This window comes from Nocardia sp. IFM 10818 (assembly GCF_054655275.1).
Genome location: NZ_BAAHJH010000001.1, coordinates 2,879,983 through 2,899,611 on the forward strand (window position 1 = coordinate 2,879,983; position 19,629 = coordinate 2,899,611).

The window sequence follows — 19,629 nt, forward strand, 5'->3', positions numbered from 1 at the left end:
CACTTCGTAGGGACAGCTTGCGGCGGCAGCGACAGCGGCCACTGTGGCGTTGGCCGGCGCGGAAGGAGCTGTGGCACTCGAGGAGACGGCGATTCGGCGCTGAGGAGCAGCCGCATGATCGCATGGCACGAGGAGGGCATGGCTCGTGCGACGTATTCACAGCTGGGTGGTTGGCAGGGGCGATTGTGGTGGCGGCTGACAGGGGAGAGCGGCGGCGGGGCGGTGAATGACCGGACGGCATGGGAGGGGCATGTCTCGGGCAATGATGTCGCAGGTTCGCGGATGGCATCCGGAGATCGCGGGCGTTGCCAGTGCGGCTCTGGTGGCGGCGAATCTGCGGTTCGGTGCGGCCATGGGGCAGGTGCGGCGGTCCGTGGATACCGCGCTGAGCGGCTGGCAGGGGGAGGCTGCCGCTGCGGGCTCGTTACGGGCGGTCGCCGCGCAGTTGACGGCCAACCACATTGGTGCGGCAGTGCTGGATATCGCCGATGCGCTGGCCGATGCCGGTGGGTTGGCCGGATTGCGTGCTGCGGTGCTCGCCCTCGAGGCGGAGGCTGTTGCGAACGGATGCGTGGTGGCCGAGGACGGGATGGTTGAGCCACCGCGCGCCGACAGCGGGAATCCCGCATTGGATCTGGCGCTGCAAGCCTGCTTCGACGCCGAGGCGCAGTCGGTGACCGCCAGGCTCATCCCCTTGCTGGATCTGGCCGGGGACACCGATCGTGAGATCGGTGCGCGTCTCACCGAGGCATCGGCGGCACTGGACGCGCTGCGCGCCGCACCGCAGGGCGGACCGCTGGGGAGTCGGGTGGCCGACATCATCGACGGGCGTGCGGTGCTGCCCGAGGAGCCGAAAGCGCTGTGCGCGCTGTGGGAATCGTTGACTCCGGCGGAGAAGGACGCGCTATTCGCCTACGACCCGATGATCGGTAATCGGGACGGCATCCCGGCGGTCGCCAGGGATCACTACAACCGGCTCGGCCTCGAACGGCTGCACACCGACGCGCGGTTCCAGTTGGCGAAGCTCGATGCGCAGCACCCGGACTGGGCGCGGGCGGAGAACCTGCCGACCAGCGCGCCCGACTGGATCCGGTTGCGGGAGTGGGACGCCGACCGGGCGGAGTTGCGGACCCGGATTGCCGGGTACGAGGCTGTCGCCGCTGAGGTCGGCCCGGGTCATCGCGATCGGTTCCTGCTCGCCATCGACAATCGCGGCCACGGAGCCATCGCGCTGTCCAATCCGGACTCCGCACGCCATGTCGCGACCTTTGTGCCCGGGACGGGTGCACCGCTGAGCGGGATCGCGCTCGGGTTGGCGCGCGCCGGGGCGTTGCAGTCCGCGGCCGAGCGCGCGGATCCGATGGCTCGGACCGCGGTGATCGCCTGGTACGGCTATGACACCCCGCCCGGACTGGGGGAGGCCATGTTCGATCACTACGCCGACGCCGGTGCACCCGCGCTGGATCGATTCGCCGACGGGTTGCGCGCCACCCATGACGGCTTGCCTTCGCACAACACTCTGATCGGGCACAGCTATGGCGGCACGGTCATCGGCACGGCCGCCACCGGCGGCGGCTCGCTCGCGGCCGATGAGCTGATCTTCGCGGGCAGTCCGGGCGTCGAGGCCGATGAGGTGTCCGAGCTGCGCCTGGACGGCATTGCGGCGGACGGCAATGCGGCACATGTCTTCGCCACCGCCGACCCCGCCGATCCCATTCCGTTCGCCGGGCGTTTGCCACATGGTCCGGCGCCGACCGATCCGGGTTTCGGGGCAACGGTTTTCGACTCCGCCGGGGCAACATTCGACGTCCTTTTGTTGCGCGACATACCCGTTGATCCGGGTGCGCACGGAAGTTATTGGGATGGCGGCAATCCGGCTTTACAGACCCAGGGCGAGATCATTACCGGCGCCTATCGCCGCTAGTCGCCCGATGACCTGCGCGGCAGTCTCCGGCCTGCGCCTATTGTGCTCGCGGTCAATTAACGCGCTGATAGCGGACGCCACACCCGCGTTGCGCAATCTTGATCTGGGCAAGGGACCAAGTGTGGTTTGAAACGGTTGGTTCCGTGTTAATGTTCCGGGGAACAGAGGTTGGAAGCGGAGACAAATGCGCACAGAGAACATCAATAGGAAGTTCAAACTGCATGACGAGCGCAGGTTAGCCGCCCAACTTCCGGAACAACTGCAGGGTCTCGACGTCGTCGGTTTCGTCCGGGTGGACGAGTTTTCGGAAGAGTTGCTGAACTCCTTCGACGAGGCGTCGAACGCCACCGTCGCACCCCTGAGCCGGATCTACCGCAACGCCCAGCCCAATCGCATCGACGCCTGGGTCCTGGACCTGTTGCGGCACGCCCGCATCGGCGACCGGTTCTACCTGCGCACCGGCCTCGAGTACTTCCCGTGGGCCGACTGCCGTGTTCTGGACCATCGCTGGCTGGAATCCCTGCGCCGCGTCATCGGCACCAATCTGGGCTTCATCGCCCAGGACAAGGCCACGGCCGCCATGACCGTGGGCGCCCAGTACGAGCTGTTCGGCTTCGTGCACCCGGCCGTCGCGCCCCTCCCGGCCGACGCGGACGCCTCGAACCCTCCGGGCGACAACGAGACCACCGTGCTCATGTCGCGCATCGAGGTCCCCGAGGAAGTGCCGACCCGCCCGGTGGGCGACGCCGCCCCGTAGCCGACGCCGCCCGGTCGACCGCGGCCCGCCCTGCCGGACGGCATGGCGGGCCGCTCTGCTCAGTACCCGATCGTGAAGCGCCGCTGCACGAATCGGGGCAGTTCGGCTTCGTCGATCAGCGCGACGGCGGCATCGGCGAAGGAGATCCGGCTGCGCCCCTCGGCGTCTACGATCTCCTGATCGGTCCCGATCCGGTAGCGCCCGGTGCGCTCGCCCGGCCCGATCTCCCCGGCCGGGCTGAGGTAGGTCCACAGCCGATTCGAGGTGCGCAGCGCATCGAGCGCATCCCGATGCCCGCGGACCGCCGCCGCGTATCCCCGCGGCAGCCCGATCTCATCCATGACGGCGAGCAGCCGCTCCTCGTCGTCCACGGTGGTCCGCCCCGGAGCGAACTCCAGACTCCCCGCTCCGCCGATCACGAGCAGCCGGGTGCGCGGGTGGGTCTCGAGCGCCTTCAGCAATGACCGCGCCACGGTGGCGTACACCGTCGGGTCGGCGATCGACTCCGCGACGGTCGCATCGAAATCCCGTGCGGCATTGCCCGGTTGATAACAGCTGATCAGCACATCCATCCCCGGCAACCGCGCCGCCACCGCCTCGGTATCGAACACGTCGAGTTCTGCCCACGTCAGGTGCGGGTGCTCGACGTCCGCCCGCGCGATATCCCGAGTGAACGCGGTGACGTGATGCCCGCGCTCCAATGCCTCACCCAGCACGAGCCGTCCGATATTGCCGGTGGCGCCGATGATCCCGATGAACATCCCTACTCCTGCGATCCAAAATTTGTGCGGCGTGAGAAAACTATATGCTGTGAAGTAATTTGACAATGCTCAGTTTCCTCACGCCGTTGATAGGGTGTTCTCGTGACCAGCGCTACCCCCACCCGCCGCGAACGCCGCCGCTCCGAAACCACCGCGGAGATCAAAGAGGTAGCCCTGCGCCTGATGGCCGAGAGCGGCCCCGGCGCCATCACCCTGCGCGCCATAGCCCGCGACATGGGCATGACCCCCAACGCCGTCTACAGCTATTTCCCCACCCGGGACGACCTGGTCACCGCCCTGATCGCCGAGGTGTACGGCGACCTCGTGGACACCGTGGAAGCCGCCCGCGACGTCCACCCCCAAGACGCCCCCGCCGCCCGAATCATGGCCTGGGCCACCGCCTTCCGCGACTGGGTCATCACCAACAAAGAGGGCTTCCTCCTCATCTACGGCGATCCGGTCCCCGGCTACCGCGCCCCCGAAGGCGGCCCCGCCCCCGAGGCTCTCCACCGAGCCTGCACCGGCCTCGTCGGCCTCATAGCCGGCGCCTGGCCCACCGCCGAACCCCTGTACGCGGACGAGCCCTTCGGCTGGAACGATTTCGACCCGACCCTGGCCACCGTCGCCCGCCAGGAATTCCCGGCCCTCCCTCCGACCGCGATCGCCCTGGCCCTGCGCACCTGGGGCCGCATGCACGGACTCGTCGCCCTGGAAGTCCTGGGCCACCTCCGCACCCAAACCACCAACCCCGCCAACCTCTACCGCACCGAAATGAACCACCTAGTCCGAGAACTCGGCCTCACCCCACCCCCCTGACGTCAGCCGAACCACGCGCCATCCCGCCGGTCCGCGCGCCCGGTCATGCGTCGGTCGGGTCGTCAGCCGGTGTGGTTCCGAGCTGGTGCGGTCGCCAGCTGATGTGGTTCCGAGCTGGTGCGGTTGCCAGCCAGTGTGGTTACCTGCTCGTGCGGTTGAGTGCTTGGCCTACTGCCGGCTGGTCTGATCGCCAGCCGGTCCAATTGCCGGCCGGTCTGATCGCCAGCTGGTGCGGGCGCCAGCGGGTCCGGTCGCTAGCCGGTGCGGGCGCTAGCCGGTCCGGTCGCAAGCTGGTCCGGTCGCTAGCCGGTCCGGTCGCAAGCTGGTGCGATTTCCAGCTGGTGCGGACACGAGCCCGTCTGGTCCCCGGCCGGTGTGCTTGTGTGTTGGTCCGCCGCAGGCGAACTGTCAATGAACGGCAGGGACGACAGTTGGTGGACTCGCTGTGTGGGTTCGGGGCCGTCTCGATACCCCAGCGCGTCGGGTCACGGGCTGGTCCGGTCGCCAGCCGGTGCGGTAGTCGGCCGGTCCGGGTTCCCAGCCCGTCGGGTCCCCAGCCCGTGTGCTTGTGTGTTTGTCCGCCGCAGGCGAACTGTCGATGAACGGTAGGGATGACAGTTGGTGCATCGACTGTGTGGGTTCGGGGCCGTCTCGATTTTGGACTGAGTGGAGCGTGCGTCGGAGCGGGGGAGCGAAGCGGAGGAGCTCCGGCGTGCGCGGAGGGAGGGAAAAATCGAGACTGTCAGGCCCCGAACCCCGCCGGAGCGAAGCGGAGGCAAATCAAACACAGCCACGAGCGTTTCTAGGTCAGACCAGCCCTCGACACTCTCGGCACCCCGCCGTTTCCCTCACATCACAAGCGAACCCCACCCCCTCGACATACGTTGTTCAGGTATCCCCCACCCCCCACCGAATCGAGGGTCCCGCCATGTCGACATTTCGTGGCCTGCCCGCTCACATCCTGCTGGTCCACGGCTTGGTCGTGCTCGTCCCCCTGACGGCGGCACTCGTGATCCTGTGCGCCCTGTGGCCCGCCGCGCGCAGCCGTCTGGTCTGGCCCACCGCGATGCTGGCGGTCGTAGTCGTAGCGCTCACCCCGATCACCACCGAGGCGGGGGAGTGGCTGGAGGACCGGATCGGGTCGACCCCAGCGATAGCGGAGCACACCGAACTGGGGAACGCCATGCTGTACTTCGTTGTCCCCCTGGTGATCGCAGCTGCCCTGGTCGTCGTGACGCACCTGCGCGCGGAGCGGAACCGACCGCTCGGCCGCGCGATACTGGCGGCGATCGCGGCATTCGCCGTCGCGGCCGGAGCGGCGGCGACGGTGCACACCTACCGAGTAGGCGACACGGGCTCCCGGGCGGTCTGGACCGGAGTGGTCCAGTGAGAACGCGACTGTCGTGACCCGGCGCCCGGTCTGCGGGGCGGACGCCGGGTCACGGCAGTGCGGCACGGTCAGATCTTGCGAATAACCGTGACAACCTTGCCGAGAATCTGGGCATCGTTACCCGGAATCGGCTCGAACAGCGGGTTGTGCGGCATCAGCCACACCTGAGACCCGGTGCGCTTGAACGTTTTCACCGTCGCCTCGCCATCGATCATGGCGGCGACAATGTCCCCGTTGTCGGCCACATTCTGTTGGCGGACAACCACCCAGTCGCCGTCGCAGATGGCCGCATCGATCATCGACTGGCCGACGACCTTCAGCAGGAACAGCGATCCCTCGCCGACCAGTTCGCGCGGCAGCGGGAACACATCCTCCACCGCCTGCTCGGCCAGTATCGGCCCACCGGCGGCGATCCGGCCGAGGACCGGGACATAGGTCGGGATCGGGTGATCGCCCGCGGCATCGGCGTCCGCGGACACCGCGCGCAGCTGCGATACGCCGGAGGTGGCGCGTACCGCCGTCTCGTCCAGCCCCCGGACGTCCACGGCGCGTGGACGATTCGGGTCGCGGCGCAGATAGCCCTTGCGTTCCAGGGCGCGTAGCTGGTGCGCCACCGAGGACGTCGACGTCAGGCCGACGGCGTCACCGATCTCCCGGATGCTGGGCGGATAGCCGCGGTCGCTGACCGAGGTGCGGATGACCTCCAGCACCTTGCGCTGCCGGGAGGTGAGATCCGCCCCGGTGCCCGATGGTTCGGTAGTGCCGTCGCCAGCGAGACCGACCGGCCCGTCCTCACCTGCCACACCGCCGTGTTCGCTCACCGCCGCAGTCCTCCGTTCACTGCTGTGTCTCACCGGAATTCGCTCCCCGGACGGCGTGCGTAAGGCCTGCCGGAGAACTCGTGCCTCGACTGTAGTCCGCGCAAGCCCGGTGATCAAACATCTGTTCGACGCATGTCGCGTGGATAGCTGACATTGTCGGCCCGGCGTGGTAGAAATTCGAACATCAGTTCTTCGAACACATGAGCGAGTCAATCGTCCAGTGCAACCGGTCCCGTCCATTTGGAGGTTTGTTCGATGCGCACTGTGGTCAGCGAATTCGATACTCTCGGAAGTGATCTCGGCTTCGACAGCATTCCGTGGGAACTGCGCGCCGGCGGCGCGCCCACCCGCGGCGCCGAGGCCGCGCGGCGGCCCGTGGCCGATCGGCGGCAGTGCACCGCGCGCCCGCATCCGGTCGCCACGCGCGAGCGCGTCCGCGCGGCACGCCCCCATGTCGTCGCGCGACACGCCGGAGGCCGCGCCCATGGCCTCCATCCGCTGACCCGCGTGCAGCGCGCCCAGGCCGGCTTCGCGGCACTCGCCATCACCGCGCTGGTCAGCGCCCTGGCCGTGGCCGGTCTCATCGGCCTGGCGCAATTGCGCACCGGCGACTTCCATTCCGAGACCACCCCCGTGGTCGACATGGTCCCCGCCCCGCCGCGCTAGCCGGTGATCGCGGGCGAACCGCCGCGATCGCACAGGGGATGGTGCGATCGCCGAAGGTTAGCCGCACGACCGATAGGGATGCTCGGCCACCGGTATGGCCGAAAATGCAGATTGAAAACTGAAACCTGTTGTTAGCGTGCCCGAGATGTGACAGCGGCTACATTCGCGCCGGTCCGCAGGGGACCGGCGCGCATCTCGACAGGGGGCGCAATGTCCAATGGCACCGGCGGAATACGGCCGGCACGCGGCAGCTCACTCCGGGCGGGCGGACCGCGCCGGATCTCCGCTTTCCTCCGGCTCGCCGGACTCCTCGCCTGCCTGCTGCTCGGATTCGCCGCGCTCCCGGCGGCACACGCCGAATCCGCCTATGCCGCGTACCTGGATCTGCCCTCGGTCAACGGCGCGGGCGAGAGCGGCGGCGGACTGCACCCGGCCCTGCCCCTGGATGCGGCGGAACTGCGCACCGCCCTCGACGCGGCCCGCGCCGCCGGCCTGCCACCGCAGCGCTACGCCACGCTGCTGCACCAGTATTGGCTGGTCGTCGCCACTGACCGGGCCGATATCGACCTCGCCGCCTGGGATCCCCCGCGCGGCGTCGCGGCGAACACCCGCACCTTCACCCAGGTGTACGTGAACTACCTGCGGCTCAACAATGAGCACCCGGACTTCTTCTGGACGGGCCTGGCCGGTCTGGCCGGCGGCTCGTTCGCCTCCGGATTCTTCGATATGGGCGATGTCTCCGCCCTCATCGGCCTGCCGGGCGTGCATCAGCTCGGCAGTGCGGTCGCCGACCTGCTCCGCGGCACACCGGCCGAACTGGTGGACGCGCTGCCCGCGGACCTCCGGACCCTGGGCCTGGAAGGCGCGCGGCTCACTCCCGCGGACCTGGCCTGGTACCAGACCCGGTTGATGATCATGCAGAAGCACATCTTCATCGACCAGGTCCCCATGCACGAGGCGTACGCGGCCGAGGGCCTGGCCGGAGTCGAGGAGATGTACCGGGCCGGAGTCCTCGACCTGAACGCCATCCTCGCCTGGCGCGGCATCGACGGCGGCACCCCCGCCGGCCTGGCCGACGCCGCCGTGCGCATGACCGACCGCGAACAGAACCAGATCATCGCCGATCAGTGGGACGTCACCGCACAGGGCCGCGGCGCCATGGGCCGGGTCATGACCTATGTCAGCACCATCGCCGGCAAGGCCGCCGTGCCCGGCGTCCGCGCGCCGGGCGTGTTCGCCCCCGTGACCATTGCCTCGGGCACGGCCTCGCTGCGCGCCCCGCTCCCGGATTTCAACTGGGCCGATCGCGACACGCGGTGGCACTACATCACCAATGATCTGCTGCCGCGCTACCTGGAACTCTGCGCCAACGAGGCCGTCGCGAGACCGATTCTGGCCGAGCCGTTCCCGGCCAAACTCGCCACCGGCCGGCTGCTCACCCGGCTGCCGGACCTGCTCGCCGATATGACCCAGCAGTGGCGGGTGACCGTCTGATCGGGCCCCTTGCCCGGGCGGACGCACGGTGACCGCGCCCACCCGGGTATCCTCGAGATTGCTGAGGAGCTCAGGCACCGACGAAGGATTCCGGATGCATTGCCCGTACTGTCGCCATCCCGATTCGAGGGTTGTCGACTCGCGTGAGGCCGAGGAAGGCACCGCCATCAGGAGGCGACGTGCCTGCCCGGAGTGTGGGCGGCGTTTCACCACGGTCGAAACCGCGATTCTCTCGGTCGTCAAACGCAGTGGCGTCACCGAGCCGTTCAGCCGCGAAAAGGTGATCCGCGGTGTGAGCCGCGCCTGCCAGGGTCGCGAGGTCGATTCCGACGCGCTCAACCTGCTCGCCCAGCAGGTCGAGGATGCGGTGCGCGCCAAGGGCTCCCCGGAGGTCCCGAGCCACGAGGTGGGCCTGGCCATTCTGGGCCCGCTGCGCGATCTCGACGAGGTCGCCTACCTGCGCTTCGCCTCGGTGTACCGATCCTTCAGTTCCGCAGAGGATTTCGAGCGCGAGATCGCCGAGCTACGCAAGCACCGCGCGGACAATGCCGTGGGCGCCGGCTCCAGCTGAGCCGCGATCGAATCAGTGCCGCCAGCGGAAAGCCGTGCCGTAACACACGTAGGTGGCCGCCGACCGGCTCACGCCGAAGCCACTGACGCCGGCACTCGTACTGGTGCTGATGCGCGCGCCGACGATGCCATCGGCGTGATCGCGGGCGGCGATGTCCTGCATCATCGCCATGGCCTTGGACAGATCGTTCGCATAGCCCCAGACGATCCAGCCCGCAGCCATCTCGGCATCGGCGGCGCCGGGGACGTGGTCGGTGGTGTACACGCCGGGAAGGGACATGGACCACCATGGCATCCGATGCGAATCCGAGTCCATCCCCGGCGCGGTTCAGCGTCGCGGCGAGGGAGTCTTGCGCACGGCGTCGATGGCCTTCTCGATGCGTTTGACCGACACCGGATACGGCGTGCCGAGTTGCTGGGCGAACAGGCTGACCCGCAATTCCTCGATCATCCACCAGATTTCGACGACATCCCGGCCGCCCTTGCGGCCCTCGGGCAGCGCGGCCACGAGCCGATCGTAGGCGGCGTGCGCGCGATCGAGTTCGAGCATGCCCTGCCGGTCCCGGTTGGCCGATTCCGGTAGCGCCTCCAGGCGCACCCGCGCGGCCTCCAGATACCGTGGCAGTTCCCGCAATCGGGCGGTGCCCCACTCGGAGATGAAGCCGGGGAACACCAGATCGTCGAGCTGATGCGAAACATCCTCGGCCACTTCGCGATTACGGCTGTCGGCCAGCGCCGACCGCACCCGGTGCGCCTCGGCCAGCACCGGCACCACCGCGCGGACGATGGTCGCCACCGCCGTGGTGAACTGCGGCCGCAGCTTCTCCAGCAGCGCCTTGAACTGCTCCGGCGTGCGCACCGGTCCGCCGTTCGCGGCAATGAGTTCATCGGCGGCCGCCGCGCGGCAGTCCTCCACCAGTGCGTCCAGGGACCCATACGGATTCTGGCTGAGCGCCAGGCGATCCGTCGGCGGCAGGCTCGCGGTGACGGAGCGGACCGTGGTCGGCAGCGCGTTGAGCAGCAGGGTGCGGGTGCCCACGCGCATGGCGGCGGCCTGCTCGGCCGGTGAGCTCAGCACGCGGACGGCCACGCCCTCGGGCTCGGCGACCAGGGCCGGGTAGCCGGTAATGGTCTGCCCGCCGACCTGGCGCTTGACCGACGGTTCCAGCGAGCCCAGCGATTCCGAGGTCCACACCGTGGCCGGTGCGCGTTCGGCGGCCGTGTTCGCGCGCGCGACGGATTTCGAAACCTGTTCCGCCAGGCGCGTTTTCAACTCCGCGAGGCTCTTGCTGCGGGCGATCACCGCACCCGCGGGGTCGGTGGCCGCGAAGGTCATGCGCAGATGGTCCGGCAGTCCGGCGGGGTCGAGGTCGGCGGCGGTGATGGTGACCGAGCCCAGTCGCGACAGCTCGCGGGCCAGTCCGGTGCGCAGCGGTTCGGCGCGCGGCGTGAGCTCGGCCAGGGCGGCCTGGGCGAAGTCGGGAGCGGGAACGACCAAGCGCCGCAACTGTTTCGGCAGCGTCTTGATGAGCGCGGTGGCGAGTTCCTCCCGCATGCCGGGCACCAGCCAGTCGAATCCGACGGCCCGCACATGGGCCAGCTGCGCGACCGGAATGTGCACGGTCACACCGTCATCGGCCTGCCCGGGCTCGAACTGGTAGGTGAGCGGGAAGGTCAGCTCACCCTGCCGCCAGCTGTCCGGGTAGGAGGTCGGGTCCAGCAGCGCCGCATCCTCGTTCACCACGGTGGAGGCCGTGAAGTTCAGCAGCTCGGGTTCCTTGCGCTGGGTCTTCTTCCACCAGCTGTCGAAGTGCCGCACCGACACCACGTCCGCCGGAATCCGCCGGTCGTAGAACTCGAACAGCACCTGATCGTCGACCAGGATGTCGCGCCGCCGGGCCCGATGCTCCAGATCGGCCATGTCCTCCAGCAATTCGCGATTCTTGGCGAAGAACTCGTGCTTGGTCTGCCACTCGCCCTGCACCAGCGCATGCCGGATGAACAATTCCCGCGACAGCTCCGGATCGATCCGCCCGAAATCCACCCGCCGCTGCGTCACCAGCGGAATCCCGTACAGTGTGACCCGCTCGTAGGCCAGCGCCGCCCCCCGCTTGGATGACCAATGCGGCTCGGAATAGGCGCGCTTCACCAGATCCCCCGCGAGCCGCTCGGCCCACTCCGGCTCGACCCGTGCCGCCGTCCGCCCCCACAACCGCGACGTCTCCACCAACTCCGCCGCCATCACCCACCGCGGCGGCTTCTTCGCCAGCGACGACCCGGGGAAGATCATGAACTTCGCATTCCGCGCGCCCAGAAACTCCCGCGACTCCGCCTCCCGCACACCGATATGCGACAGCATGCCCGCGAGCAACGCCTGATGGATCGACGTAATGTCCCATGGCAGCGCGTCATCGGCTGCTGCCAGCGCCGCCGGTTTCGCGGACTGGTCGTCACCGCGCCCCTTGCCCGGCCCGCCCTGTGCCGTGGCATTCGCGCCGCGACCCCCGGCCTCGCCGACCCGTGCCCGTAGCGTGCTCCCGGCGCCGGTCCGGCTGCCCTGTGCGGCGGGAACTCCGTGCCGCGCACCGGTATTGCCGTCGCGCCCGCCGCCGTTCCGGCCATGTCCGCCGGAGGTTCCGCCGCGACCGCCACGGCCGGTGCCGCGCTGGCGCGTGCTTTCGCCTTGGGCGCTCGCGCCGAGATCAGTCGCGCTGTCGCCGCGTCCATCGGTCCTCTCGCCATGCCCGCGAGTAGCGCGGCTGCGGCGTGTCCCGCCGTCGTCGCGGCTGTCGGAGATCTCCCCGTCACCGGAGTCGTCGCCGTGGCCTCGGCTGTTCGCTCCGCGCCCGCCGGACTTACCGCTGTCGCGGGTGCTGGAGTCCTCGGGGTCATCCGTATTGTCGCCGGAGCGGTCGGCGGCGGTGGACCAGCCCAGGCCGCGGGTGATGGTGCGGAGCTGGCCGTGCAGGTCCTGCCATTCGCGGATGCGCAGGTAGTGCAGGAACTCGTCGCGGCACAGGCGGCGGAACTGGTTGGCGGACAGGGATTTGCGCTGTTCGCCGAGGTAGTCCCAGAGGCGCAGGTAGGCCAGGAAGTCGGAGCCTTCGACGGTGAAGCGGGCGTGCTTGGTGTCGGCGGCCTGCTGGAATTCGACGGGGCGTTCGCGGACGTCCTGGATGGACAGGGCCGCGACGATAATGAGGACCTCGGCCAGGCAGCCGGTGCGATTGGCCTCGACCAGCATGCGGGCCATGCGCGGATCGACGGGGATCTGCGCCATTTCGCGGCCGATGGGCGTGAGAACCAGTCCGGCGTCGGGGATTTCGGGGCGCTGGGCGGCGTCGTCGGTGCGGCGGGCCAGCGCGCCGAGTTCCTCCAGCAGGGCGATGCCGTCGCGGATGGCGCGATTGTCGGGGGCTTCCACGAACGGGAAGCTCTCGATATCGCCGAGGCCGAGGGCGGTCATCTGGAGGATGACGGCGGCCAGATTGGTGCGCAGGATCTCCGGTTCGGTGAACTGCGGGCGCGATTCGAAGTCGTCCTCGGAGTACAGGCGGATGGCGATGCCGTCGGCGACGCGCCCGCAGCGCCCGGAGCGCTGGCGGGCCGAGGCCTGCGAGACCGGTTCGATGGGCAGGCGCTGCACCTTGGTCCGCATGGAGTAGCGGGAGATGCGGGCGGTGCCGGGATCGATGACGTAGCGGATGCCGGGCACGGTCAGCGAGGTCTCGGCCACATTGGTGGCGAGCACGACGCGGCGGCCGGTGTGCGGGCTGAAGACCTTGTGCTGCTCGGCCGCCGAGAGCCGTGCGTACAGCGGGAGGATCTCGGTGCGCGGCAGTGTCATATCGCGCAGCGTGTCGGCGGTATCGCGAATCTCGCGCTCGCCGGACAGGAATACCAGGATGTCGCCGTCGCCCTCGCCGAGCAGTTCGCGCACGGCGTCGCCGATGGCGTCGGTGGGGTCGCGGTCCACGATTCGAGTGTCCTCGTCATCGGGATCGTCGGAGGTGAGCGGAACCTCCAGCGACAGCGGCCGATACCGGATCTCCACCGGATACGACCGTCCCGACACCTCGACAATCGGTGCGGGCGTGCCGTTCTCCCCGCTGAAGTGCCGCGCGAACAGCTCCGGGTCGATGGTCGCCGAGGTGATGATGATCTTCAGATCCGGCCGCTTGGGCAGCAGCTGCTTGAGGTACCCGAGCAGGAAGTCGATATTCAGACTCCGCTCGTGCGCCTCGTCGATAATGATCGTGTCGTAGCGCCGCAGCAGCCGGTCGCGCTGGATCTCGGCCAGCAGAATGCCGTCGGTCATGAGCTTGACCAGGGTGCGATCCGAGGCCTGATCGGTGAACCGGACCGTATAGCCGACCACATCGCCCAGTTCGGTGCCCAATTCCTCGGCGATCCGCTCGGCCACCGTGCGCGCGGCCAGCCGGCGCGGCTGGGTGTGGCCGATGGTGCCGCGCACCCCGCGCCCCAGTTCCAGGCAGATTTTCGGTATCTGGGTGGTCTTGCCCGAGCCGGTCTCACCGGCCACGATCACGACCTGGTGGGCGGCGATGGCCTCGGCGATATCGTCGCGGCGCGCGGACACCGGTAGCTGTTCCGGATACCGGATGGCGGGTACGGCGGCGCGGCGGGCGTCGACACGGCGCTGGGCGGCATCGATATCGGCTTCGAGATCGGTGAGATCGCCGCCGCGGGCCTTGTCGAGCCGGCGACGCAAACGATATTCGTCGCGGATCGAGAGATCGGCCAGGCGGGTGCGAAGCTCGCGAAAGGTGGCGGCGGTCCTGGTCATTGCACTGTCAAGGGTAGCGAAGCCGGGATCCGTTCCGGTCGGCACGGTCGTGCATACCGCCCAAATGTGATTGCCAGAAGTGTGCTGAATCGGCGTATCGTCCGCGTTCCGGCGCCCGGGCGTGCGACGATTCGATCATGATCGCCACAGCTGGGACGCCCTGGTGGATCCGGGTGCTCCGTATCGCCTTCGGTGTGCTCGGAGTTTTCACGCTGGCTTGGGGCCCGTTGCGCAATCTCGACAACCCCACCTATTCCATCGCGAACTACTTCTCCTACTTCACCATTCAGTCGAACATTCTCGCGGCGGTGGCGTTGCTGGTCGGCGGCCTGCTCGATCCCCGGGACCGGCGCTGGCAGCTGTTCCGCGGTGCGGCGACGCTGTACATGATCATTACCGGCATCATCTACGCCGTGCTGCTGGCCGATATCGACGTCCAGATGCAGGATCAGTGGACCAATACCGTGCTGCACCGGGTCATCCCCATCGTCATGCTGGCGGACTGGCTGCTCGTCCCCGCGGCCATCGGCCTGACCGCACGCCTGATCGGCAGCTGGCTGATCTATCCGATCCTCTACGGCGTCTACACCCTCGTGCGCGGCCCGATCGTCGACTGGTACCCCTACCCGTTCATCGATCCGCGCGAGCAGGGCTACCTGGACATGTCGATCGGCCTGGTGCTGATGGTGCTGTTCTTCCTGGTGCTCGCCCTCCTGGTGGCCGGACTGGGCGTGCTGGTGTACCGCCGCTGGGAAGCGCGGCAGACCCACTACACCCGAGTCTGATCGAGCCTCAGAGCGTGCGCGTCATGAAGATGGAGTACGGATCCTCGGCGTACTCCGCGAACGGCGCGCACCGGGTGAACCCGTGCCGCTCGTAGAGCCGCACGGCCGGCGCGAAGAACTCTGGCGACCCGGTCTCCAGGCTCAGTCGCTCGTACCCGCGCGTCCGCGCCTCGTCGAGGATGTGCCGCAGCAACAGCGAGGCCACGCCCCGCCCCCGCCGGTTCGCGGCCGTGCGCATGGACTTGATCTCCCCGTGCGTCGGATCCAGCTCCTTGATCGCCCCGCACCCGGCCAGCTCGTCACCCTCCCAGACCGACCAGAAGGTGATCTCGGGCTTGCGCAGCCCTTCCAGATCCAGCGCGTGCACGCTGTCCTCGGGTGAATGCTCGTGCATCTCGGCGACATGGGATTCGAGCAGAGTAATGACCGCGGACCCGGACAGGTCGTCGAGAACGATGCGCATGCGGCCAGATTATCGGTACCGATCGGTCGACTATCGGCACGGTTTATCGGCCCTGGTACCGAGATCGGCGAGCAGCGCGTCGAGTGCGTCCACATCGCTCCAGCCGTTCACCGCAACGGTGCCGTCGGCGCCCACCCGCACCTCGACGCGATCCGGCGCGGTGACGAACTCCAGGTCGCGATACCGCTCGGTGAGTGCCCGCAAACCCTGATTGGCCGAGCCCACCCACGGCCGCTCGCGATCGAGCAGATCCGCGCGGAACGGCCCGTCGGCCAGCAGATCGGTCCGCTCGAGCAGATCCCGGATATCGCGCCGCCGTCGAGCCCACTCCTTCAAATCGGCGTATTCGTACCCGGTGAACGTCATGACCGACAGCCCCCGAGCCCGCGCCGCCGCGGCCAGCCGGGCCAGCGGCGCGGCCTGCTCGAACGGTTCACCCCCGAGCAGCGTGATGCCTTCCACCCCGGCTTCCGCCGCATCGTCGAGCACCCGGGGAATCCACTCCGCGACCTGCACCACCGTGCCGCCCGCCGCGGCCCACATGTGCGGATTGAAACAACCCCGACAGCGAATGGAGCAGCCCTGCACCCAGATCGCCGTGCGCCGCCCCGGCCCCTCGGCCTCGGTGACAGTGAGGACGCGGCTCAATCGCACCGAGTGCCCCGGCACCTCACCGGGCCGCGCCGATACCGGAATCATGCGTCCAGCTTCCGGCCGAGCAGCGTGATGCCTTCGACCCCAGCCTCCGCCGCGTCGTCGAGCGCCCGGGGAATCCACTCCGCAATGGACAGCGCCGTACAGCCTTGTACCCAGATCGTGGTGCGCCGCCGCCCCGGTCCCTCGGGCTCGGCGGCGGTGAGCATCCGGCTCGAGCGCAGCGCGTCCCCGGGCGTCTCGCTCGGCGGGGCCGATACTCGAATCACAGGTCCAGCCTCCGGCCCAGAGCGTGCGGCGGCTGCGCGGCGGCGGCCGTCCCGGAGAAATCGAGTCGGTCCGCGATCCGCTGCAGCTCATGCGGTTTGAGCCCCGACGCCGAGGAGAACTGCCGCAGATCGCGGATGCCGCCGCTGTCCCGCGCCTCGAGGACGGCGACCACCGTCCCGGCGTCCAGGCCCAGTGCCGAGAGCTGTTCCGCGGAGGCGGTATTCACCGGCACCCGGCCTGTCGCAGCAATGGCGACCGCGGGCTGCGCGTGCCGGATTTTCGTGGTGACCTGCTGGGAAGTATCGACGGGGGGTCCGGCTCGATAGGCGGGACCGGGCGGGACCGGGTGCTGCGGCGGCGGACCGGATGGTCCCGTCCAGTACTGCTGCGGATCGCCGGTCAGCCATGTCGGTCCCTGCGGATTCCGAATCGGATTGGGGTAGACCGGCATCGGCGGGCGCTGCTGTTGCGCCGTGTGCAGCCGATGCAGATAGTGCGGCCGGGCCAGCAATGCGTGGACGATACCGCCGAGCCAGACCGCGATGAGCGCTCCGCTGCCCCAGTCGCTGATGGTTTCCTGGGTTCGGGTACGCGGCGGAGCCTTCGCGGCGGCGACGTCGGCGTCGGTGGGGCCGCCCAGGCTCAGCAGGACGATCAGCCCCACCGTGGCGGCCGCGTATACGGCCGCGCTGATCAGCCAGCTGCGGTTCTTGGTACGCACGCCGATGTAGAGGAAGCTGGTCCAGGTCAGGAACCCGCACAGGAAGGTCGGGATGATCCACAAGCTGTTCGCCACGCGCCAGCCGTGGGTTCCGGGCAGCGCGCCGTTCACAGCCGGTCGTCCACCCGGGCGGGATCGACGGCCGCATCTCGGTGCGAGACCACTTGGGCCGACTCGGTTTTCCACCAGTCGCCGGTGTACTCGCTGTCGACCGTGGTGGCCTCGAGCAGGTTCTCCAGCACCTGGATGTAGGGCAGGCACTGTGCGCCGACGGTGTCGTGGGTCTGCGCGCTGACCTGGCCGTCGGTGGCGATGGTGACGGTAATGCGGACCGGCTCGTTCACTGGTTGACCTCCAGCACCATGGTCACCGACTCGTCGGTATTGGTGGTTTCGGAGACCAGCGTCATCCCGGCGGCGGGTGCGCGGTCGCGCACCTTCCGCAGGACCTCGGCTTGGACGCGACGGCCGTAGGCGGCGTCGACGGCGAGCACGGCGCCGACGCAGCGCTGCTCATCGGTGGTGCCGGTGAAATGCGCCTGCCAGATGCCGTCGGCATCGCGCCGCAATTGCGCGGCGAGCTCGGCCCATTCGACATCGATGGCATCGGGCCCGGTGACGGTGGCGCGGCCGCCGGTATCGCCGAGGGCGAGGGTCAGCAGCCGCGGGTCCCGCAATCGGGTCGAGACGGTGCACACGTTCGCCGCGGGGGAGCCCTGGGACGCGGCGGCTTTGGCGACCGCGCCGATGGCGAGAGGGAGCAGGATCAGGGAGACGCTCATGGTCGCAAGTATCCGTTCGCCGCTTGTCATCGTCTTATCGATTTCTTCGGGCGCGGACGTTAATCGGCCCCGCCGACAGCCGGATCGAAGGTCGAGGCCGCGACCGCGCGCAGCTTCGCCCATTCCCGCAGCGCGGCGATCTGGGCGTCGTGCAGCGTCGAGAGCGGGACGGTGTTCTCGATGGCGTGGAAGAGGTCGGCCGCGTCGAGGGGCCGCCGCCCGGAGTAGGCGTCGAACAGCCCGGCGATCACGGCCTGCTCGATCTCCGCGCCGGAGAAGTCCTTGGACCCGCGCGCCAGATCGGCCAGCAGCGTGGGCGTGACCTCCAGCCCGGCCGCGGGACCGGTGAGCCGCCGCTCCAGGTGCAGCCGCCAGATCGCCTCGCGCTCACCGGCTCCGGGCAGATCGACGAAGAAGATCTCGTCGAACCGGCCCTTGCGCAGGAACTCCGGCGGCAAGTTCTCGATGGTGTTGGCCGTCGCGATGACGAAGACGGGCCGCTCCTTCTCCTGCATCCAGGTGAGAAAAGTGCCGAAAACGCGTGCGCTGGTACCGGTGTCGCCCGCGGTGCCCGCCCCGGCGAAACCCTTGTCGATCTCGTCGACCCACAGTACGCAGGGCGCGGACGCCTCGGCGGTGGCCAGGGCGGAGCGCATATTGTGCTCGCTCGCACCGACCAGACCCGCGAAGACCCGCCCGATGTCCATCCGGATCAGTGGCAGACCCCATTCGGCCGCAACGGATTTGGCCGTCAGCGATTTACCGCAGCCCGGAACCCCGGTGATCAGCACGCCCTTCGGGACCGGCAGGCCGTAGGCGGCGGCCTCGGCCAGCCAGGAGTCATTGCGTTTGCGCAGCCATGATTTCAGCTCGTCGAGCCCGCCCACATCGGTGAGCGCCAGCTCGGTCCGCACCAGTTCCAGCAGCCCGGACTTGCGAATGGTCTGCGCCTTCTCGGCCAGCACCACCTCCACCTCGGCCTCGGTGAGCCGGCCGTCCTGCACCATGGCCAGTGAGAAGGCGTTCTCGGCCTCGGACAGCGTGAGTCCCAGCGCCGCCTTGATCAGCCGGTCGTGGCCCCGCTCGCCCAGGTCGACGGCGACGGTATCGCGATTGTTCGCGATCATGCCGTGCAGCAGCTCCCGGATCTCCGCCTCCCCGGGCAGTGCGAAATCGACCACGGTGACGTCTTTTTCGAGCTCCGGCGGGATGCGCAGCACCGGCGCCACCACGATCACGGCGCGCGCCACCTGGCCGGAGCGGAAGTCGCGCACCACATCCCGCAGCGCCCGCACCACCGTCGGCTCGGCCGGGCGGGTGCCGTCGCCCAGGAAGGCGTGCAGATCGCTGCACACGAACACCGCCCGCTCACCGACGCGCCGGATGCCCTGCAACATGGCCGCGGGCTCATGGGTATTGCGTTCGGGCAGCCCGCCGGTGCGGCGCAGTCCCTCGGTCGCCGACCAATGCCACAGCGGGCGCGGCGTCTTCAGCGCCGCCAGCGTGGCGCTGATCTCGTCGAGCACCCGCTGTTCCTCGAAGGTCTGGATGTAGAGCAGCGGAAAGCGGGCCTGCAGCAGCTGGGTCAGGGCGCGGCGAAACGGGTGCACAGACGCCGATGGTAGGGAAAATCGCTGGCCGCCGTGCTGCTCTCGACCGTACCGTGATTCCGGCGCGCCGATCGATGGAAAGGACACAGTGGAAGCGACGGTCACGGTGACACCGGATCAGTTGCCGGAGTTGCTGCTGCACGTCGCGGTGGTGCGTCCGGTATTCCTGTGGGGTGCGCCCGGCATCGGGAAGAGTTCCCTGGTGCGCGCGTTCGCCGAGGCGCTCGGCCTGGACTGCGTGACGCTGCTGGGCACCCAACTGGCGCCGGAGGATCTCATCGGCGTGCCGCAGATCATCGAGGATCGCAGCCGGTTCGCGCCGCCGGAGATGATCGCCCG

The 19,629-nt window shown here is 68.9% G+C and carries 19 protein-coding genes and 1 pseudogene; 9 read left to right on the plus strand and 11 right to left on the minus strand.

Features of this window, described 5'->3' with window-relative positions:
• Positions 1 to 250 precede the first annotated feature (250 nt).
• A complete protein-coding gene (locus ACYQ5L_RS13235) occupies positions 251 to 1,924 on the plus strand; it encodes an alpha/beta hydrolase (protein ID WP_459957642.1) in 1,674 nt (557 codons plus the stop codon).
• A gap of 184 nt (positions 1,925 to 2,108) precedes the next feature.
• Complete coding sequence (locus tag ACYQ5L_RS13240) at positions 2,109 to 2,681, plus strand: hypothetical protein (RefSeq protein WP_459957643.1); 573 nt, start codon at positions 2,109 to 2,111, stop codon at positions 2,679 to 2,681.
• Between the two features lie 59 nt (positions 2,682 to 2,740).
• Here ACYQ5L_RS13240 and ACYQ5L_RS13245 read toward each other — a convergent pair whose 3' ends face one another.
• Positions 2,741 to 3,442 (minus strand): NAD(P)-dependent oxidoreductase, encoded by a 702-nt coding sequence (locus ACYQ5L_RS13245; RefSeq protein WP_459957644.1) that lies wholly within the window; start codon positions 3,440 to 3,442, stop codon positions 2,741 to 2,743.
• A 102-nt stretch (positions 3,443 to 3,544) separates the two neighbouring features.
• Here ACYQ5L_RS13245 and ACYQ5L_RS13250 point away from each other — a divergent pair, with 102 nt between their 5' ends.
• Together ACYQ5L_RS13250 and ACYQ5L_RS13255 are read left to right on the plus strand one after the other, a co-directional pair.
• Complete coding sequence (locus ACYQ5L_RS13250; RefSeq protein WP_459957645.1) at positions 3,545 to 4,258, plus strand: TetR/AcrR family transcriptional regulator; 714 nt, start codon at positions 3,545 to 3,547, stop codon at positions 4,256 to 4,258.
• 928 nt (positions 4,259 to 5,186) lie between these two features.
• On the plus strand, positions 5,187 to 5,648 hold the full coding sequence (locus tag ACYQ5L_RS13255; RefSeq protein WP_459957646.1) for a DUF2231 domain-containing protein: 462 nt from the start codon (positions 5,187 to 5,189) through the stop codon (positions 5,646 to 5,648).
• Between the two features lie 68 nt (positions 5,649 to 5,716).
• On the opposite strand, the gene lexA is transcribed toward ACYQ5L_RS13255, so the two are convergent.
• Positions 5,717 to 6,358, minus strand: a complete 642-nt coding sequence (lexA, locus tag ACYQ5L_RS13260) for a transcriptional repressor LexA (RefSeq protein ID WP_459963424.1) — start codon at positions 6,356 to 6,358, stop codon at positions 5,717 to 5,719.
• Positions 6,359 to 6,724: 366 nt separating this feature from the next.
• On the opposite strand from lexA, the gene ACYQ5L_RS13265 reads away from it, so the two are divergent.
• The 3 genes from ACYQ5L_RS13265 to nrdR all read left to right on the plus strand — a co-directional run bounded on the left by ACYQ5L_RS13265 (position 6,725) and on the right by nrdR (position 9,200).
• Positions 6,725 to 7,135 carry a hypothetical protein gene (locus tag ACYQ5L_RS13265; RefSeq protein ID WP_459957647.1) on the plus strand — a complete coding sequence of 137 codons (411 nt, stop codon included), beginning with the start codon at positions 6,725 to 6,727 and terminating at the stop codon, positions 7,133 to 7,135.
• A gap of 210 nt (positions 7,136 to 7,345) precedes the next feature.
• Positions 7,346 to 8,629 carry a hypothetical protein gene (locus ACYQ5L_RS13270; RefSeq protein WP_459957648.1) on the plus strand — a complete coding sequence of 428 codons (1,284 nt, stop codon included), beginning with the start codon at positions 7,346 to 7,348 and terminating at the stop codon, positions 8,627 to 8,629.
• A 94-nt stretch (positions 8,630 to 8,723) separates the two neighbouring features.
• Positions 8,724 to 9,200 (plus strand): transcriptional regulator NrdR, encoded by a 477-nt coding sequence (nrdR, locus tag ACYQ5L_RS13275; RefSeq protein ID WP_459957649.1) that lies wholly within the window; start codon positions 8,724 to 8,726, stop codon positions 9,198 to 9,200.
• Positions 9,201 to 9,212: 12 nt separating this feature from the next.
• On the opposite strand, the gene ACYQ5L_RS13280 is transcribed toward nrdR, so the two are convergent.
• Both ACYQ5L_RS13280 and hrpA read right to left on the minus strand, forming a co-directional pair.
• Positions 9,213 to 9,479: a hypothetical protein gene (locus ACYQ5L_RS13280; protein ID WP_459957650.1), complete on the minus strand. Its 267-nt coding sequence runs from the start codon at positions 9,477 to 9,479 to the stop codon at positions 9,213 to 9,215.
• Positions 9,480 to 9,527: 48 nt separating this feature from the next.
• On the minus strand, positions 9,528 to 14,006 hold the full coding sequence (hrpA, locus tag ACYQ5L_RS13285; RefSeq protein WP_459957651.1) for an ATP-dependent RNA helicase HrpA: 4,479 nt from the start codon (positions 14,004 to 14,006) through the stop codon (positions 9,528 to 9,530).
• Positions 14,007 to 14,143: 137 nt separating this feature from the next.
• Between hrpA and ACYQ5L_RS13290 the strand changes: the two genes are divergently transcribed.
• Positions 14,144 to 14,791 carry a Pr6Pr family membrane protein gene (locus ACYQ5L_RS13290; RefSeq protein WP_459957652.1) on the plus strand — a complete coding sequence of 216 codons (648 nt, stop codon included), beginning with the start codon at positions 14,144 to 14,146 and terminating at the stop codon, positions 14,789 to 14,791.
• Between the two features lie 7 nt (positions 14,792 to 14,798).
• On the opposite strand, the gene ACYQ5L_RS13295 is transcribed toward ACYQ5L_RS13290, so the two are convergent.
• Genes ACYQ5L_RS13295 through ACYQ5L_RS13325 form a run of 7 tightly spaced genes read right to left on the minus strand, consistent with a single transcriptional unit; the run spans position 14,799 to position 19,290 of the window.
• Entirely contained in the window at positions 14,799 to 15,254 is a 456-nt protein-coding gene (locus ACYQ5L_RS13295; RefSeq protein WP_459957653.1) for a GNAT family N-acetyltransferase, read from the minus strand.
• 30 nt (positions 15,255 to 15,284) lie between these two features.
• The gene (locus ACYQ5L_RS13300) at positions 15,285 to 15,953 is read right to left on the minus strand and encodes a 4Fe-4S single cluster domain-containing protein (protein WP_459957654.1); all 669 of its coding nucleotides are present in this window, start codon (positions 15,951 to 15,953) and stop codon (positions 15,285 to 15,287) included.
• Positions 15,950 to 16,177 (minus strand): hypothetical protein, encoded by a 228-nt coding sequence (locus ACYQ5L_RS13305; protein ID WP_459957655.1) that lies wholly within the window; start codon positions 16,175 to 16,177, stop codon positions 15,950 to 15,952. Before ACYQ5L_RS13305 ends, ACYQ5L_RS13300 begins: the two co-directional genes overlap by 4 nt.
• Positions 16,174 to 16,974, minus strand: coding sequence for a ComEA family DNA-binding protein (locus ACYQ5L_RS13310; RefSeq protein ID WP_459957656.1), 801 nt, complete (start codon positions 16,972 to 16,974; stop codon positions 16,174 to 16,176). The genes ACYQ5L_RS13305 and ACYQ5L_RS13310 overlap by 4 nt, the downstream gene beginning before the upstream one ends.
• A 32-nt stretch (positions 16,975 to 17,006) precedes the next feature.
• The gene (locus tag ACYQ5L_RS13315; RefSeq protein WP_459957657.1) at positions 17,007 to 17,243 is read right to left on the minus strand and encodes a DUF2997 domain-containing protein; all 237 of its coding nucleotides are present in this window, start codon (positions 17,241 to 17,243) and stop codon (positions 17,007 to 17,009) included.
• Positions 17,240 to 17,680, minus strand: coding sequence for an apurinic/apyrimidinic endonuclease family protein (locus ACYQ5L_RS13320; RefSeq protein WP_459957658.1), 441 nt, complete (start codon positions 17,678 to 17,680; stop codon positions 17,240 to 17,242). The genes ACYQ5L_RS13315 and ACYQ5L_RS13320 overlap by 4 nt, the downstream gene beginning before the upstream one ends.
• A 59-nt stretch (positions 17,681 to 17,739) precedes the next feature.
• A complete protein-coding gene (locus tag ACYQ5L_RS13325) occupies positions 17,740 to 19,290 on the minus strand; it encodes an AAA family ATPase (protein ID WP_459957659.1) in 1,551 nt (516 codons plus the stop codon).
• Between the two features lie 202 nt (positions 19,291 to 19,492).
• Here ACYQ5L_RS13325 and ACYQ5L_RS13330 point away from each other — a divergent pair.
• Positions 19,493 to 19,612: pseudogene (locus ACYQ5L_RS13330) on the plus strand (hypothetical protein); the annotation flags it as partial.
• Positions 19,613 to 19,629 lie beyond the last annotated feature (17 nt).

Bases quoted from the DNA above. Each gene is read 5' to 3' on its own strand.
- ACYQ5L_RS13235 (WP_459957642.1), top strand. From the start codon at position 251: ATGTCTCGGGCAATGATGTCGCAGGTTCGCGGATGGCATCCGGAGATC.
- ACYQ5L_RS13240 (WP_459957643.1), top strand. From the start codon at position 2,109: ATGCGCACAGAGAACATCAATAGGAAGTTCAAACTGCATGACGAGCGC.
- ACYQ5L_RS13245 (WP_459957644.1), bottom strand. From the start codon at position 3,442: ATGTTCATCGGGATCATCGGCGCCACCGGCAATATCGGACGGCTCGTG.
- ACYQ5L_RS13255 (WP_459957646.1), top strand. From the start codon at position 5,187: ATGTCGACATTTCGTGGCCTGCCCGCTCACATCCTGCTGGTCCACGGC.
- ACYQ5L_RS13265 (WP_459957647.1), top strand. From the start codon at position 6,725: ATGCGCACTGTGGTCAGCGAATTCGATACTCTCGGAAGTGATCTCGGC.
- ACYQ5L_RS13270 (WP_459957648.1), top strand. From the start codon at position 7,346: ATGTCCAATGGCACCGGCGGAATACGGCCGGCACGCGGCAGCTCACTC.
- nrdR (WP_459957649.1), top strand. From the start codon at position 8,724: ATGCATTGCCCGTACTGTCGCCATCCCGATTCGAGGGTTGTCGACTCG.
- ACYQ5L_RS13280 (WP_459957650.1), bottom strand. From the start codon at position 9,479: ATGTCCCTTCCCGGCGTGTACACCACCGACCACGTCCCCGGCGCCGCC.
- hrpA (WP_459957651.1), bottom strand. From the start codon at position 14,006: ATGACCAGGACCGCCGCCACCTTTCGCGAGCTTCGCACCCGCCTGGCC.
- ACYQ5L_RS13290 (WP_459957652.1), top strand. From the start codon at position 14,144: ATGATCGCCACAGCTGGGACGCCCTGGTGGATCCGGGTGCTCCGTATC.
- ACYQ5L_RS13295 (WP_459957653.1), bottom strand. From the start codon at position 15,254: ATGCGCATCGTTCTCGACGACCTGTCCGGGTCCGCGGTCATTACTCTG.
- ACYQ5L_RS13300 (WP_459957654.1), bottom strand. From the start codon at position 15,953: ATGATTCCGGTATCGGCGCGGCCCGGTGAGGTGCCGGGGCACTCGGTG.
- ACYQ5L_RS13320 (WP_459957658.1), bottom strand. From the start codon at position 17,680: ATGAGCGTCTCCCTGATCCTGCTCCCTCTCGCCATCGGCGCGGTCGCC.